11 protein-coding genes are annotated in these 16,481 nt (G+C 49.4%); 6 read left to right on the top strand and 5 right to left on the bottom strand.

All coding sequences use genetic code 11. From position 1 onward, the window contains the following. Window positions 1-151: 151 nt before the first annotated feature. Both AC15IQ_RS07190 and AC15IQ_RS07195 read right to left on the bottom strand, forming a co-directional pair. Window positions 152-2,257, bottom strand: a complete 2,106-nt coding sequence (locus AC15IQ_RS07190; protein WP_483178218.1) for a sigma 54-interacting transcriptional regulator — start codon at window positions 2,255-2,257, stop codon at window positions 152-154. Between the two features lie 449 nt (window positions 2,258-2,706). Then, complete coding sequence (locus AC15IQ_RS07195) at window positions 2,707-3,879, bottom strand: CaiB/BaiF CoA transferase family protein (RefSeq protein ID WP_483178220.1); 1,173 nt, start codon at window positions 3,877-3,879, stop codon at window positions 2,707-2,709. 255 nt (window positions 3,880-4,134) lie between these two features. Here AC15IQ_RS07195 and AC15IQ_RS07200 point away from each other — a divergent pair, with 255 nt between their 5' ends. Then, window positions 4,135-5,241, top strand: coding sequence for a PRK06851 family protein (locus AC15IQ_RS07200; RefSeq protein WP_483178221.1), 1,107 nt, complete (start codon window positions 4,135-4,137; stop codon window positions 5,239-5,241). On the opposite strand, the gene AC15IQ_RS07205 is transcribed toward AC15IQ_RS07200, so the two are convergent. Beyond that, window positions 5,238-6,446 (bottom strand): molybdopterin molybdotransferase MoeA, encoded by a 1,209-nt coding sequence (locus AC15IQ_RS07205; protein ID WP_483178223.1) that lies wholly within the window; start codon window positions 6,444-6,446, stop codon window positions 5,238-5,240. The two genes, AC15IQ_RS07200 and AC15IQ_RS07205, sit on opposite strands and share 4 nt — an antisense overlap. Before the next feature lie 195 nt (window positions 6,447-6,641). Here AC15IQ_RS07205 and AC15IQ_RS07210 point away from each other — a divergent pair, with 195 nt between their 5' ends. The 5 genes from AC15IQ_RS07210 to AC15IQ_RS07230 all read left to right on the top strand — a co-directional run bounded on the left by AC15IQ_RS07210 (window position 6,642) and on the right by AC15IQ_RS07230 (window position 14,566). Beyond that, window positions 6,642-8,564 carry a molybdopterin biosynthesis protein gene (locus tag AC15IQ_RS07210; RefSeq protein WP_483178225.1) on the top strand — a complete coding sequence of 641 codons (1,923 nt, stop codon included), beginning with the start codon at window positions 6,642-6,644 and terminating at the stop codon, window positions 8,562-8,564. A gap of 308 nt (window positions 8,565-8,872) precedes the next feature. Continuing rightward, window positions 8,873-12,061 (top strand): formate dehydrogenase-N subunit alpha, encoded by a 3,189-nt coding sequence (fdnG, locus tag AC15IQ_RS07215; RefSeq protein ID WP_483178227.1) that lies wholly within the window; start codon window positions 8,873-8,875, stop codon window positions 12,059-12,061. A gap of 2 nt (window positions 12,062-12,063) precedes the next feature. Further along, window positions 12,064-12,867 (top strand): 4Fe-4S dicluster domain-containing protein, encoded by an 804-nt coding sequence (locus tag AC15IQ_RS07220; protein ID WP_483178229.1) that lies wholly within the window; start codon window positions 12,064-12,066, stop codon window positions 12,865-12,867. Then, a complete protein-coding gene (locus AC15IQ_RS07225; RefSeq protein WP_483178231.1) occupies window positions 12,867-13,613 on the top strand; it encodes a formate dehydrogenase subunit gamma in 747 nt (248 codons plus the stop codon). Before AC15IQ_RS07220 ends, AC15IQ_RS07225 begins: the two co-directional genes overlap by 1 nt. Window positions 13,614-13,720: 107 nt before the next feature. Then, entirely contained in the window at window positions 13,721-14,566 is an 846-nt protein-coding gene (locus AC15IQ_RS07230) for a formate dehydrogenase accessory protein FdhE (protein WP_483178232.1), read from the top strand. Window positions 14,567-14,645: 79 nt separating this feature from the next. On the opposite strand, the gene mobB is transcribed toward AC15IQ_RS07230, so the two are convergent. Together mobB and AC15IQ_RS07240 are read right to left on the bottom strand one after the other, a co-directional pair. Further along, window positions 14,646-15,131: a molybdopterin-guanine dinucleotide biosynthesis protein B gene (mobB, locus tag AC15IQ_RS07235; RefSeq protein ID WP_483178234.1), complete on the bottom strand. Its 486-nt coding sequence runs from the start codon at window positions 15,129-15,131 to the stop codon at window positions 14,646-14,648. 40 nt (window positions 15,132-15,171) lie between these two features. Next, window positions 15,172-16,461 carry an amidohydrolase gene (locus AC15IQ_RS07240; RefSeq protein WP_483178236.1) on the bottom strand — a complete coding sequence of 430 codons (1,290 nt, stop codon included), beginning with the start codon at window positions 16,459-16,461 and terminating at the stop codon, window positions 15,172-15,174. Window positions 16,462-16,481 lie beyond the last annotated feature (20 nt).

The raw sequence follows: 16,481 nt of genomic DNA on the forward strand, positions 1-16,481 counted from the left end.
AAAAAAGACCACTAGTCGTTCGTAGAATAGTGGTCTTTTGGTTTCCGGGGTTCTATGATATTAATTATATTTTCTGCCAATTAGAACGGTTTGAATGTTTAAAGTTTCATTAGTATATCAAACCAGCTTCAGCAGGAAATGACCCTACCCATTAATTCAGCCCGTATTTGCTTAGTTTGTCATAAAAGGCAGATCGGCTCAGATTGAGCATTCTGGCAGCAGCGCTCTTATTCCCCTTAGTTTTTTGCAGGGCTCCGATGATAATGTTTTTGTCAACGTCTGAAAGCGCAGAACGGTAATTTGAAGGTTCAATCTTTCTCGCTTCTGACTGAAACAGATGCACCGGCAGGTGTTCAACTCCAATTTCTCCATCCCAGACGTAATTAGCAGCTCTTTCGATGGCATTTTCCAATTCCCTTATATTGCCTGGCCAGGAATGACGCTGCAATGCTGTACAAGCTTCTTTGTTGATCCCTGTGACGTGCGCCCCCAGTATATGATTGTATTTTTCAATGAATTTATTTGCCAGCGGTACAATGTCTTCGAACCGCTCCCTCAAGGGCGGAAGATGAAACTCAATTACATTCAGGCGATAAAAAAGGTCTTCACGAAAACTTCCATTATTTATGGCTTCTCGCAGATCCTTATTGGTTGCGGCAATTATTCTGACATCTACTGTCTGTGCACTGGTTCCCCCAACCCTCATGAATCGTTTTTCCTGCAAGACCTGCAATAACTTGACCTGAATAGACAGAGGCATGTCCCCTATTTCATCGAGAAATATGGTTCCCTTGTGGGCCTGCTCGAAATAACCAGGCTTGCCCTTTTTCGAGGCGCCGGTGAAAGATCCGGGAGCGTAGCCGAAAAGTTCAGATTCCAATAGTGTCTCAGGAATAGCTGCACAATTCACCTTTACGAATGGGTATTTGGAGCGGGGACTTGCAGAATGTATGGCCCGAGCGAACATATCCTTGCCCACGCCGCTTTCACCTGTCAGCAGAACAGTGGAACTGCTGCGGGCAATTTGAAAGGCTTCGCTTTTCATATTATTAAACTCCGGGTTCCTGCTCAGTATCTGTTTGAAACTGCTTTCGCCGCCCTTTTTCTCAAGTTCACTGCGGTAATAATTGACCTGCTGTTTTAGTGACAGGAGTTTAGCAGCAATCTCTTCGGTAAACACATTTTCATCGAGATATATAGTACTTACAACTCCTGTGATCGAATAATGATGGTCCCTGGCCTTTTTGATCGGTATATGAGATATAACGCATTTCTTATTGCCTATGATACATTCCGATATTTCAGGTATACCGTTGGTGATAGTGTTTTCAGCCGCTCTGTTGTTGAGGATCTCATTGATCGGTCGGCCCACAATCTCTGGTGGTGTCTGCCCGAACAAATGGCTGGCTCTATTATTGCAATATTTGACTTTTCCGGAAACACCGGAAACCAGTACCCCGTCAGAAGTGGCATTGATGACGCCGTCCAGTACAGCGTGCATATCTTTGACCATCTCCAGTTCATGCGCTATCTCTTCTACATCCGATTTGTCCAAAAGCGTGATCACGGTTCCAATATAGAAGTTTTCCTCATAGATTGGCATCTGATTGACAATTACGGGCAGTTCCTTAATTATGTGCTTTACCCCTAAAAGCCTTTTATTCATGATATTGATCTCAGGCAAAACCTCGTTTAAATGCTTACCTTTAATATTGCTGAACTGCACCCCGAACATTTCTTCTGCCACCGGGTTGAACCTTAAAATATAGCCCTTGTTGTCAACGATTATAACCGCTTCATAGTTGGCGTTGAACAAGGACTCTAAGATAGCTGATGACTTTATTATTACATTCATGCTTTCGCGCAGATATTCTGCTGTTCCTATCAATCCAACCACTTTGCCGGAACGGTCTACCACGACTACATAATCCACTTTGCTGCGTGTAACTCTAACCGCCAGGGAGACCTCATCGTAGCTTAGTTCCGAGGATACAAAAATCGGATTATAAACCACATACGGTCTGCACACATCATCTAAATCGGCCCCTTCTAATAATGCTGTGAATAGTCTCTTTTTAGGGAATACCCCGATTAGCCGGTCCTTGTCGTCAACGACCGGAAGCGTGTTCAATTTGCATTCCTGGTAATAGCTAATTACCGTACGCAAAGTATCGTCAAGATGAAGCAGTTTAAAATTGGTATTCATCATTTGTTTGACAGTCAACCATGAAGCCGAATTCAGAGCTTTTGGGCTCATCGATTCATCCCCTCCTCTAATCAACAGCAACAGCGATGCAAAATGTACCGCTTCCAAAACAATATTCCGGTCTAGATGCCCTAAGATTAGCTCTGCGATTGATCCTAACAGTTTTAATGTAATGTAATGCTAGATTGTAATACTAGATGATTATTAAATGTGTATGGTCGACCGGACAGTTGTACGAGTAAGCAAACAAAAGCCTGAATGTACTAATAAGGCATCATCAGACTGTTTTTCCTTCTCATTTTGCAGCCTGTTGGCATCACCCACCACCAGCCATTGCTACGACGAAGGATTTACCCCATTAAACGGCGGGATACGTCTTACCGGCATTTCCGGCAGCCCCAGAAACGCAAAATATCCTTGCCACTAGAAATTGCAAGTATTATGCCAGGTTAAATTAATTCCCGGTTAAAGCGGCAGAATTGACATAAAAACCATACAGTTCAGATAATCTTTTCCTTGACCAGCACCTCAATTTCGTCCAGTGTGTATCCGAGTTCTTCAAGAATCTTACCGCTGTGTTGACCTAGCCGGGGAAACTCATATTTCGGCTGATTAGAACTATTTGAGAACTTTATGACCGGGCCGGGCAGAGCCAGATCAATGCCTGTTTCCCTGAAATTGCCGATTTTAATAATGGTTCTACGGTCTTTGACCTGAGGGTGTTCACTCACTTCATCCAGGCTTAATACCGGAGTTATGCATGCCTCATCACCGAATATTTCCAGCCATTCGCTCTGACTCTTTCGCTTGATTCTGTCTTGGATCCCATTTATCATCTCTTCCTGCATGGAGGGTTCTTTATGAGGTTTTATATATTCGGGTTTGTTGATTACCGTACAGAACCTCGTCCAGTACTTTTCTTCCGATGCGCCGACACTTATATATCTGCCGTCACTGGTCTCATATATATTGAAATATGCAAAAGCACCGGTCAAACGTCCCTTCCCCCTCCGGGGCAAGCTTTGGTTGCCGGACCATTCTGCCATCGTATAGGCCAACAGATTGACTGCACTATCTAACATTGCCACATCACAGAACTGGCCTTCCCCGGTCTTATCTCTGTGGTGCAAAGCCACAAGGATGGCAATAGCAGAATATAAAGCCCCGCTAACGGCAGATATTTGCACTGTCGACATAGCAGGCGGACCATTATGATGTCCGGTTAATTCCGTAATCCCGGCCAGACTGCTGATATTTATGTCGTGAGAGGGAGCATTGCGCAGCGGCCCTGTCCACCCGTATGCAGTCAATGCGCAGTATATTAAGGACGGATTAAGCTGTTTCAGCGCCTCGTAGCCAAGTCCAAACTTATCCATCGTACCCGGCCTAAAACCGTCTATTACGACATCACTGACCCGAACCAATTTCCGAAATATTTCCTGTCCCTTTTTCTGCTTTAAATCAAGGGTGAGACTTCGCTTGTTGCGGTTGACTGAATAAAACTGTGCCCCCTCCCCTGCCAGACGGGGGAGATTCTTACGTGAGGGATCGCCATCGCGGTCTTCGATCTTGATGATTTCGGCCCCGTAATCAGAGAGCAGTTGAGAGCAGTACGGTCCGGGAAGCGCCCTTGACAGATCCAGTATTCGAATGCCAGATAAGGGAAAATCCACATTTATCCCACCCTTCTAATAAATGATTAAAAATGGCTCCGCATACTGATGGAGCCTGCTTACCTTTATGGAGACTTAATTTAAGTTGCATGCGCTTATCATGTCTCTCAACACTACGTTTAATATTGCAAATTTCGTGCCGGACACCTTTACCCTGCCTGTATATATTTCCCCAGTAAAAACCAGCTTATATATTCCCCTACTGTCATATAGATATAGATGAGGAATACGATTTTAATGAAGGGAGGTCTCTATATGGCGGCTCACCGTTATGTATATCCTGGCGGCAACACCCGTTTTGGATTCTACTCCTTCTATGACCATATGGTTGGTGCCGAGGTGGAGCAGAAGATCATATTGAAGGGCGGCCCCGGGGTAGGCAAGTCCGTCTTCATGAAAAAGGTTGGAGAGGATTTCGCCCGTCTGGGAGTGGATATCGAAGAACACGGATGCTCATCCGATCCGGATTCATTGGACGGGATCGTCGTGGGCAAAGGCCAATTCTGTCTGGTTGATGGCACCAGGCCCCACATAGTCGACCCGGTATATCCGGGAGCAGTGGACCAGATACTCAATCTCGGCGATTATTGGGATCAAACGCTTATCAAGTCCCATCGCCGGGAGATCGTCAGCTTAACCAACGAGATCTCCAGGTGTTTTATGCGGGCTTACGGAAGACTGAAAGAGTGTGGTGTAGCTAGTGATGAGCTTAAAAGGTATTTCGGCGAGAATAGAGTTAACAGGTCTCTTTACCGCAATGTGCAAGGACTGACCGCTGACTTTCTGGCAGGTGCATTATCGGAATACCGACCTTTAAGACATCTCTTTGCCGGTGCGTTGACTCCGGGCGGGCCGAAGACCCGGCTTACCAGCCTGATCAATGAGCAAACCGCAGTTTTCGCCGTCAAGAGCAGTCCGGGAGCAGGGATTCAGGAGTTGTTCGCCCACACCAGGCGCCTCATGGAGCAGGGCGGGATCTACGCGGAAGTCTTCCATAACCCTATAGACCCGGAGGATATCGATTATATACTGGTGCCCTCTAATAACTCCCTTCTGATCGATATTGGTTCCAGGCTGCTTCCTTATAAAGACCTGCTCAAAGGGAGGAAGCTGAAACGTCAATTGGACCTGGATCAATTACTCGATAATGACGGGGTGTCAACTCGGGCCAAGCTGATTTTTTCTGCCACCCAGCGCTGCGATCAGGGGATAGCCGATGCGGTGGAGATCTTGCAGACCGCCAAAAAATGGCATGACGACCTGGAGAGCTATTATGTGCCGGCTATGGATTTCGATGCGGTCGAAGAACAACGGCGGCAACTCGTGGCTGCCTGGCAGGAGCAACTTACCGCCACAGTCTAGAACAAGCAAACCGAACAGACTGCACCGTTGTTTAAACCCTGTTCCACTGCTCTGATGTGAATGTAACCATCAGCCCTGGCCAGAATTCCCATCAGACCGGATTTTCCCAACAGGGGGCGGGCCGACCACTGGCCTGCCTCTTCTGCTAAGGACACTGGCACGAAATCATCACGTCCTGGTTGTGAGGCAATATTCTGCGTCAGGCAGGCATATAGCGTATAGTGTTTCCTGCTATCCAGCAGGGGCCGGGCTATCACCATAAACATCATCAAGGCCGATACCGGGTGGCCAGGAAGGCCGATAACCAGGCGATCCCCGATCTTAACTGCCAGGGTCGGTTTGCCCGGTTTCACTGCCAGTCCATGAAACAGCAGCTCCGAGCCAGGAAACGACAGCAATACATCCAGGGTAAGGTCGGCTACACCTACTGAACTGCCCCCAGACAGCAAGGTGATCTGATTGGAATCCAGCGATTTTGCCACCATGGCCTGCAGTTGTTCAGCGTCATCCCCAACCAGCGGATAGCTATGGGGATTATGCCCCATTCCAGCCACCATGGCCGCCAGGCTGTAAGAATTGACATCTCTCACCTGACCGGGTTGAGGATATTCCTCTATGGGTATGACCTCATCGCCGCTGCTTATGATCCCTACCTGATACGGTTTTACGACCGGTACCGTAGTGATGCCCAGCGAAGCCAGCAACCCGATATCCTGAGGGCGCAGCACATGCCCAGGGGGGAACAAAGACTGACCCCTGCTAATGTCCTCTCCGGTCTGCATCACGTTTTCCCCCGGGCTGACGGGGCGATAAGCCAGTACGGTATCATCACCGAGTTTTTCAGTATATTCCACCATCAGGGCAGCGTCACTGCCTGTTGGCAGCATGCCCCCGGTTGGAATCCAGGCGCATTCTCCGCTGTTTAGGGCGAAAGCGGGCACGGCCCCCATGGGCACAGTTCCTACCAAGCGAAAAAAGGCTGGCAAGGATTCACTGGCACCGAAGCTGTCCTGCGCACAGAGCGCATAGCCGTCGACTGTAGAGCGGTTGAAAGCAGGCATGTCTTCGGGGCTGTTGAGCTGGCCTGACACAACCCGCCCCCGGGATTGTTGTATCGGGCACTCCTCTTGGCCGGCTCCGCTTAAAGCCTCTTTGAGCCTCTGTATGGCTTCGGCATAACTCAATACCTTTAAAAATTCACCCATAATAAAATGCCTCTCAACATATTGCTAGGGCGGATTCTGTATCAGCCCTTAATCCCATTATACTTAAACATTGCTGCGGTTAAAAATCAATACTGGCTTTTGACTACTTTCATTGGTAATTTTGGCCCGGGTCAGGTTTTGATTTCGTCCCGGTTGCGATACAATAATTAAAAACCTCCAGGAGTCTACAATTACATGAAAAGAAATATATATATCAGGAACACTCCCTTGCAGGATGCTATCACCAGTTTTAATCAGGCTTTGGAGGGGGCAGGTTATTTCGCCCCAGATGAGGAATGGGTGCCAGTGCGGGAGTGCCTGGGACGGGTCACCTCCCGAGCGGTCCTGTCAAAGCGTTCTTCTCCACATTATCAGGCCTCAGCCATGGACGGTATTGCCGTACAAGCTAGAGACACTTATGCCGCTAGTGAGACCAATCCGGTGCGGATAGACGAAAGCCAATACCTGATGGTGGATACCGGTGATTATGTGCCTCCGCCATTTGATGCGGTGGTGATGATCGAAGATGTCAATTTTATTAATAATCAGGCAGAGATAATAAAAGCCGCAGTTCCATGGCAGCATATCCGTTCAGTGGGTGAAGATCTGGTTGCCCAGGACATGATAGTACCCAGCTATTATACTCTGGGCAGTTTCGAAGTAGCAGCTTTGATCAGCGCCGGTTTGGATCAGGTGGCAGTTTTCAAACAGCCGCTGGTAGGCATCATACCTACTGGCACGGAACTGGTGCAAAACGCCGCTATCGATTTGGAACCTGGAAAGATTGTGGAATCCAACAGCTATATGCTGGCTTCGCTGTGCCGGATGTGGGGTGCTAAGACCATACGCCACCCTATCGTTGAAGACGATTGGGATAAACTGCTGGCAGCAGTGCAGGACATGCAACCGCAATGCGACCTCCTGGTGATCTGTTCAGGATCGTCTGCCGGAAGGGAAGATTATACTTCTGCCCTGATAGAAACGCTAGGAGAGGTGTTGCATCACGGTCTGGCCATCAAACCGGGTAAGCCGGCCATCTTAGGCATGATTGGTGCCAAACCGGTCATCGGGGTGCCAGGCTACCCGGTTTCGGCGCAACTGGTGTTCACACTGTTTGCCCGGCCATTAATATACAGAAAGCAGGGTTTGGCGGTTCCTCAATCTGAAGCCGCTGATTGCCAGCTCACCAGGAAGTTGGCTTCGCCCATGGGGGTGGATGAATTCATCTATGTCAATCTGGCCAGGGTGCGGGAACGCCTCTTGGCGTATCCTTTGAGCCGCGGCGCAGGCATTTCCTCCAACCTGGTCAGAGCAGACGGGGTTATTACTATTGCCAGTGGTCAAGAAGGCATCAATGCCGGTGAAAAGACCACTGCTATCCTGACCCGCAGCCGCCGCGAAGTTGAACGCTCGCTGGTTTGTATGGGCAGCCACGACCTATGCATAGATTTTTTAACCGATTACTTGCGCCGCCAACACGACATCCGTCTGTTATCTGCCAATGTAGGCAGCATGGGGGGAATCATGGCCTTGTTGCGCGGCGAAACCCATATGGCCGGTATCCACCTCCTGGATACGGAGCGGGGCGAATATAATGTCAGTTATCTGCAGCGTTATTTGACAGGCCAGAATTGGCGCTTGATCAATGTCGCCAAACGGCAGCAGGGCTTGATCGTCAAAAAGGGTAATCCCCTTGGCATCACTGCTCTGGCTGCCCTGACCGACCCTGAGGTGCGTTTTATCAACCGTCAGAAAGGAGCCGGTACTCGAATCCTGTTGGATTATCTGTTAAAACAACAGGGGATCAAACCTGATCAGATTAACGGCTACACCCGGGAGGAATATACTCACCTGGCGGTTGCGGCAGCGGTCAAGAATGATGCCTGTGACTGCGGGCTGGGCATCATGTCGGTCGCACGGGTGATGGAGCTTGATTTTGTTCCTTTGGCTGAGGAACAGTATGATCTTTGCCTATTGATTGACTTCTTTCCTGAAGCCTGGCTGGACATCCTCTCAGAAGCCTTAGCCAACATCGCCTTCAGAAATAATTTAAAAGAAATGGGTGGTTATAACCTTGAACTCACCGGGCAGTTGATAGCAGATAATAAATTACATTAGTTAATACTTATGATATATTTGTGTTATACTACAAAACCTTTAAAGCCCGGCAAGGATTTTATAATTCTCTGTCGAAATAATAAGTAGGCGAATTAGGGCTTTTTCTAAATGCAGCTATTAAGCCTTTGAAGGGAGGGAAGAGCCTTTTTGTCCCGTTGTGGTGCCAGCCATGACCAGGTCCTGATCGGTAGTACTTTACTAGATAAACCCCGACAGTGAGGTGTTATGGGTGTTGATATGGCCTGCGGGATGCTATAATGTGGTGGGAGTTTATAAAAATAAATACGGGAAAGGAGAGTGGGGAAGGAATGAAGGTTACGCGTCGTCAGTTCCTTAAACTAGCCGGTGGAACAGCAGCCAGCTTTGCGGTTGTGGATCTCGGCTTTGATATGCAGGCTACAGCTGCGGCTATTAAGGAACTCAGGATCAAAAACGTAACCCCAACACCGACGGTGTGCCCCTATTGTGCTTCTGGATGCGGTCTGGTTGTTTATTCCGAGAAAAATGCCGAAGGCAAATTTGTCAGACTGCTGAGCGTGGTAGGCGACCCTGACAATCCGATCAATGAAGGTTGTGCTTGTTCAAAGGGTTCGGCAATGTTCAATCTCAGAGAGATCTATGAGCCTGAGACCGGGCACCAGGTGGTCAACCCAAAGAGGGTACAAAAACCGTTGTATCGGGCACCCGGTAGTGAGAAGTGGGAAGAAAAAGAATGGGATTGGATTTTGGATGAAATTGCCCAGCGGATCAAACAGACCCGCGATGCAAGTTTTATTCATAAGGAAAAAATTGCTGATGGTACAGAGATAATTGTAAACCGTACTGAAAAGATCGCCTCCATCGGTGGCTCCGGTCTGGATAATGAGGAGTGCTACCTATTAACTAAGATGATGCGTTCCCTGGGTGTGGTATTTTTAGAAACCCAGGCCCGTATCTGACACAGCTCCACGGTGGCAGGTTTGTCACCAGCATTTGGACGAGGCGCCATGACTAATCACATGATCGACCTCAAAAACACCAATGCCGCTCTGATCATGGGCAGCAATATGGCGGAGAATCATCCCATCGGAATGAAATGGCTTATGAAAGGCAGGTTCGATCCTAAGCGTCAGACCAAGATCATCCATGTGGATCCCCGCTTTACCCGTACTTCGGCGGTTGCTGATATCTATTGCCCCATACGCTCAGGAACGGACATTGCATTTTTGGGCGGCATGGTCAAATATATCATCGACAATGAACTTTATCATAAGGATTATGTAGTCAACTATACTAATGCAGCTTTTCTGATCAGGGACGACTTTGATTTCAAAGATGGCCTGTTTTCTGGCTGGAACCCTGAAAAGAGAAGTTATGATGTGAGTTCCTGGGATTATAAATACGATGAAAGCGGAAATATCATGCGGGATGAAACTCTGCAAGATCCACGCTGTGTGTTTCAGCTCATGAAGAAGCATTATTCCCGCTATGACATCGATACAGTATGCTCCATCACCGGCAGCCCCAAGAAAAAATACGAAGAGGTATTGAAATCATATTGCTCCACCGGAGCGCCTGACAAAACTGGCTGCATCAATTATGCTATGGGAATCACTCAACACACCGTTGGCGCCCAAAACGTTAAAGCCTTTACTGTGGTACAGCTTTTACTAGGCAACATGGGGAGGCCTGGCGGCGGCATTAACGCACTGCGCGGAGAGAACAACGTACAGGGGGCCACTGACATGGCTCTGCTTTTCCACATCTTGCCCGGCTATATTGATTCCCCCACTGCAAGTGATGCATATAAAGATTTGATATCCTATATTCGCAAGACAACCCCCGGGGTGAGCAAGCTGCCTTTCACCAATCTGACTGAATTGCGGGCTCTGGTCGCGGCCGGTGTCAAATATTCGGGTTGGAAAATCCACACCTCCAAATGGATTGTCAGTTTGTTGAAAGCCTGGTACGGCGATGCGGCTACCGAAGCAAACGACTTTGGGTACCACTATATTCCCAAGCGGCAGGACACCAAGAATTATTCACATATCGCTCTGTTCGAAGCTATGCATAAAGGCGAGATCGACGGTCTCTTTATCAATGGATCCAACCCGGTGGTAGGCGGCCCCAATGCCAATAAAGAGCAGACCGCATTGACCAAGCTGAAATGGATGGTATCCATAGACTTGTGGCTCAATGAGAGCGCTGAGTTCTGGAGTCACACCGCCTGGGAAAGAGCTGTGAATAATGACAAGGTACAACGCTTGACACCTAAGAATATTGATACTGAAGTATTCTTCCTGCCAGCGGCTGCGGTATACGAAAAAGAGGGCACGGCAGCTCAAACCGGCCGTTGGGTACAGTTCCGCTGGAAAGGTGCCGACCCTGTAGGGGATTCTAAGGCTGACTTGTGGATATACAATGAGTTGGGCAAAAGGCTCAAGGCATTATATGCTGACAGCACACGTCCCGAAGACGAACCAATCACCAAGCTTACCTGGGATTATGACGGACATCCCGGCGAAGAAGAGCCCGACATCTTGAAAGTAGCCAATGAATTGTGCGGATATACCATCGCCGATGGAAAGCCGGTGGAAGGCTTTGCTTTACTGAAGGATGATGGTAGTACAGCCTGCGGAAACTGGATATACTGCGGGGGCACCACTTTTAAAGACGGCAAAATGGTTTACAAACCAATGCTGCGCAAGAAAGAAGACCCCAGCGGATTAGGCTTGTTCCCCAATTGGGGTTGGGCTTGGCCAGTCAACCGTAGAATTATATACAACCGTTGCTCAGTACAACCTGATGGAGTGACACCCTGGCCTGGCGATGAAGACCGTCGTCTGGTATGGTGGGATGCTGCCGATGGCGCCGGTGCTTGGGCGGGACATGATGTTCCCGACTTCATTAAGACCACCGGTCCTGATAAACCGGCCTTCAAGGATCCTTTTATCATGCGTCCGGAAGGTAAGGGTTGCCTGTTTGCAACCACCTCCTCTTTCAAAGACGGGCCATTCCCTGAACATTATGAACCGTGGGAATCCCCTGTCGCACCAATTATTAATAAACAAGCCATAAACCCTGCGGCCAAGGTTTGGGAGCCGGATAAACAGGGTAAGGCTGAAGAATTTCCGATCATCGCCACCACCTACCGGGTAACCGAGCATTGGCAGACTGGCGCTTTGACCCGCAATTTGCCTTGGCTGGCGGAGTTGATGCCCAATATGTTTGTAGAGCTTAGTGAGGAACTGGCCCGGGAGAAAGGGATTAAAAACGGTTCCAAGGTTATTGTCTCTACCACCCGAGGTGACATCGAAGCCCTGGCTTGTGTGACCAAACGCTTTAAGCCCTTTAAAGTGGGTGGTAAAGAAGTTCACCAGATCGGTATGCTGTGGCAGTTCGGTTTCAAAGGCTATGCCACTGGGGACATCGCCAATCGTCTTACCCCCCATATAGGCGACGCCAATACCATGTGTCCAGAATATAAAGCATTTCTATGCGACATAAGGAGGGCGTAACAATGGCAAATATGACAAACCTGTATGATAGCAGTATATGTACCGCCTGTCGTGCTTGCCAGGTAGCCTGCAAGAACTGGAACCAGCTCCCGGCTTCCATCAAGCCCTTCAAAGGCAATTACCAGACCCATGAGGATACCGATGGCGATACCTATACCATCGTCCTGATGAATGAGGTCGACAATGCCGCCCACGGGGTGGACTGGAATTTTGCCAAATTCCAGTGCATGCATTGTTTCGATGCAGCATGTATGAAGGTTTGCCCCAAAGGCGCTTATACCAAAACGGAATGGGGAGCCACCATCCATGACCCCGATAAATGTATCGGCTGCCAGTATTGCACCTATGCCTGCCCGTTTGGAGTGCCTAAGCACCGCAAACGTGAAGACAAGATCGCCAAGTGCACCCTGTGCGCTGATCGCGTGACCGAAGGCCTGGCACCGGCTTGTGCTACGACTTGTGCCCCGGGAGCCCTGAGATTTGGGGACAGGGATGAGCTCATCGAATACGCTCGCGAGCGCGTCAAATCCCTGCAAGCCAACGGCTATCCCAATGCCACCATCTATGGCATCAATGAACTGGGAGGGCTCAACAAACTGTATATATTGACCGATACGCCTGATAAGTTCGGTCTGCCGGTCAATCCCCAGACTTATGGCACCATCAACTTCTGGCAGAACTGGGTGCAGCCCTATTTCGGCTGGCTTATCCCCGTTGCCCTGGGAGCATCGGCAGTCAGCTTTGTGACCACCCGGTTGATGGCCGATAAACACCAAGATCACCCTGTGGAAGGAGGTCATGAGTAATGCAATGGTTACCAGAATACCGGGATGATGTACCTCGTGTAGAAAGATTCACCTGGCTGGCCCGGTTTACCCACTGGGGACATACTGTGACCTTTCTGCTCTGCCTGTTCACCGGCCTGATTCTCTTTTTAGACGGTGTCAACTGGCTGGCAGCCATCTTTGGCGGCTATTACGGAGCCGGTTGGGTGCACCGGATTTCAGCTCTGGCAATGACCGCATTGATTGGTTTCGGGTTTGTGTTCGGTTTTAAAGGAGTTTTGGTCTGGATCGTAGACCTGCTCCGGTTCGGCTTCAATGACCTGAAATTCCTGGTTTTGTTCCCTCTGGAGTTTTTTGGCTTCAAGGTCAAAGTCCCGCCGCAGACCCGCTTTAACGGCGGTGAAAAAGGAAATTCCATGATAACCCCGTTTATGGTCTTCCTGCTCATGATATCCGGCTATATCATGTGGTTCCCAAGCTATTTCCCGGCCAGCTGGGTAAGGGTAGCGTATCCCACCCATGATATTGCTATGATTCTTTCCACTGTCATGGTGTGTATGCATGGTTACCTGGGTTCTTTCCACCCCGGCTCTGGCGAGTCCTTCTGGGGCATGTGGAAAGGCACCGTCAGAGAAGACTGGGCCAAACACCATCACGCAGTATGGTATGAAGAGACTTATGGCTCCATGGCAGGAGAAAAGCCTAAAACCATCCTGGGACTGCCTGTTTTCGAAGAGTATAAGAGCAAACCCAAGGATGCAGAATAGTTAGAGCAGACACTGTTTAGGGGGGAGGCTTACTCTCCCCTTTTGTTTTATACAGCTATAAAGGGAATATGATTTGTAGCCAGGCTTAATTAGAGGAGTGAATATTGATGCCAAGCAAAATACCTGTAGAACTGCCCAGTGGTTATGTGGAGTTCTTCTCCGATCTGGAATCGTGGCAGAATGAACAACAGATCAAACTCCAAGCGGTCATGCAACTGGAGAAGGCGGAGGAACCTATGCGCAAAATCGCCAAACACCGTCGGCCGATGATTATGATCACCGGGCTTGAGGTAGATCCTGCCTTATATCGCCAACTGCTGGCTGATCTGTTGGATTTTCTTGTCGAGCAGCGCCCCGATATCAAGACTAATCTTGAAGAATTGCAGCATAAGCTTCCCGATTTCGACTATCCGCTGCTGGTCGCCCGTTTGCTGGAGCAGGACATGGAGTATTTTGGTGACCTGGCCGGGGCATTGAATATCTCCCCGGAGTTGCTGATTTTTATATTGGACCATGCCTTGCGACCTTATCTAAGGGTATATGCCGCCCCATATCAGGCGGAATTATTTGAAAACACCTATCATCACTGGGATCTGCCCACCATCTGCCCGGTATGTGGCAGCAAGTCCCATTTCAGCCGTTTGCGGGCTGAGGATGGGAGGCGATTCATGTTCTGTGATCGTTGTTTTACCGAATGGGAAACCCGCTACCTGGAATGCGTTCACTGCGGCAATGATGAACCCGGCAAAATCAACTATATAGCGGTGGAAAATGATGCCTCCAACCAGCTTTATATCTGTGACAAGTGCCGCGGCTATCTAAAGACTTATGATGAGCGCCCCACCGGAATGCCTACTGACCTTTTCGTGGCCAACATACAAACCATTTACCTGGATATGTTGGCAGAACAAAAGGGCTATCGCAATCATAACGGCCATGGGAGCGATCAATAATTGCAGCCTAAAAAGGTACAGGTGCTCTCCGGCTAAGCCGCCGGATGGCCTGTACCTTTTATAATTGCGCTATTCCCTTCTATAAGAGCTTGAATCTTTCCACTATGAAGCGCGCAATTTCCAGGTCTTGATCGAACCCAAAAGAGGTGATGCCGTCATCGCCGGGATGGTCGGATACACGGGCTACCAGATCGGTCAGATCGGCTAGGAATCCCCCGGTGGCCTGCCGAACCACTTCTATTTTAGGATAAGGTCCGGTCTTATAGCCTTCAGTTATGACCAGATCGACCTCTCCTTCTATTTCCGCGAAGATTTCCCGCAGGTTTCTCTCCTCACTTTCCCGACGATAGCGCAGCGACATATGCGGTGAAGATGCATACACCAGTTCGGAACCGGCTTTGAACAACCGCTCCGAATCTTTTTCCAGCGGAAGGTCAAAGTCGTGCTGAGAGTGTTTGATTACTGCGGTACGGATTTTCCAGGCTGTGAGATGACGGATAACCTTCACCAGGAAGGTAGTCTTGCCGCTGTTATGATGTCCTACGAATGAAATGGCTGGAACCACTATGCCTCTCCTCTCAAAAGTTGTTTCGACTGGGGCCTTTTTATCTGCGGATCAGATCCGCCGCGACGGCCTGGCACCTTTCCAGTACCTCTTGTTCGTCAAAAGTAGTGATCTGGCGCTGTTTCATAATTATTTGGCCGTCCACTATCACCGTGTCGACATCGGAGGCCTGGGCCGAGTAAATGATATTGGCCACTATGTCATAACGCGGTATCATATGGGCTGCAGTAAGGTTAATGAGGATCAGGTCCGCTTTATAGCCGGGCTTGAGCATACCTATCTCGCCCAGGCCCAGGGCCTTAGCACCTAGCGTGGTAGCCATCTCCAGGACCTGATAGGCGGGCAGGACGGTGGGATCCATAGTGCTCACCTTATGCAGCAAGGCACAACTGCGCATCTCCTCGATCATGTCCAGATTGTTGTTACTGGAGGCACCGTCGGTGCCCAGGCCAACTGCAACGCCCGCCCTTAGCAGCTCCGGAACCGGGGCGATGCCGCTGGCCAGTTTCATATTGCTCTCCGGATTATGGGCCACACCTACCTGATACTGTTTTAGGATGGCGATATCATCCGGACCCAAGTGAACGCAATGCGCTGCCAGGGTGGGCCGGGAGAAAACACCGCTATTAAGCATCAGTTGGACAGGCGACATGCCGTATTGGTTTTGGATATCTTCCACTTCCTGGCGAGTCTCAGCGATATGTATATGCAGCCCGGTATCGAGTTCTTCTGCCAATGCCACTACCTTTTGCAGGTATTCCGGCGGACAGGTATAAGGGGCATGCGGCCCCAGGACGAAACGGATCCGTCCGTTAGCCGCCTGATGCCATTGTTCTACTAAACGGCGGCTGTCATCCAGGGCCGCTTGACTGTCCGGAGAAACCCCGATCATGCCGCGGCTTAATACCGCCCGTATACCGGTTTGCTCTACCGCTTGGGCGGCCCGGCTCATAGCAAAGTACATATCATTGAAGGTGGTAGTGCCGGATTTTATCATCTCGGTTATGGCCAGCATAGTGCCCCAGTATATATCATCATCATTGAGTTTGGCTTCCAGAGGCCAAATCTTGGTGGACAGCCAATCCATCAGGGGAAGGTCGTCAGCATAACCCCTGAGCAAGGTCATGGCCGCATGGGTATGGGTATTTATCAAACCAGGCAGAGCGACCTTTCCAGTGCCATCGATGGTCTGTTCATAATTCCCCTGAGGGGCAGCTCCGGAACCGACCTCGGCGATGAGATCGCCTTTGATAAGCAAATATCCCTTTTCAATATAGCTATCCTGGCCGTTCATAGCGAGGATAGCTATATTATCGATAAGAATTGACATCTTTATAAAACCTCCTTAAC

Origin of the sequence: Syntrophomonas sp. DTU019 (genome assembly GCA_913757435.1) — a bacterium.
Taxonomy (GTDB): Bacteria; Bacillota; Syntrophomonadia; order Syntrophomonadales; family Syntrophomonadaceae; genus DTU019.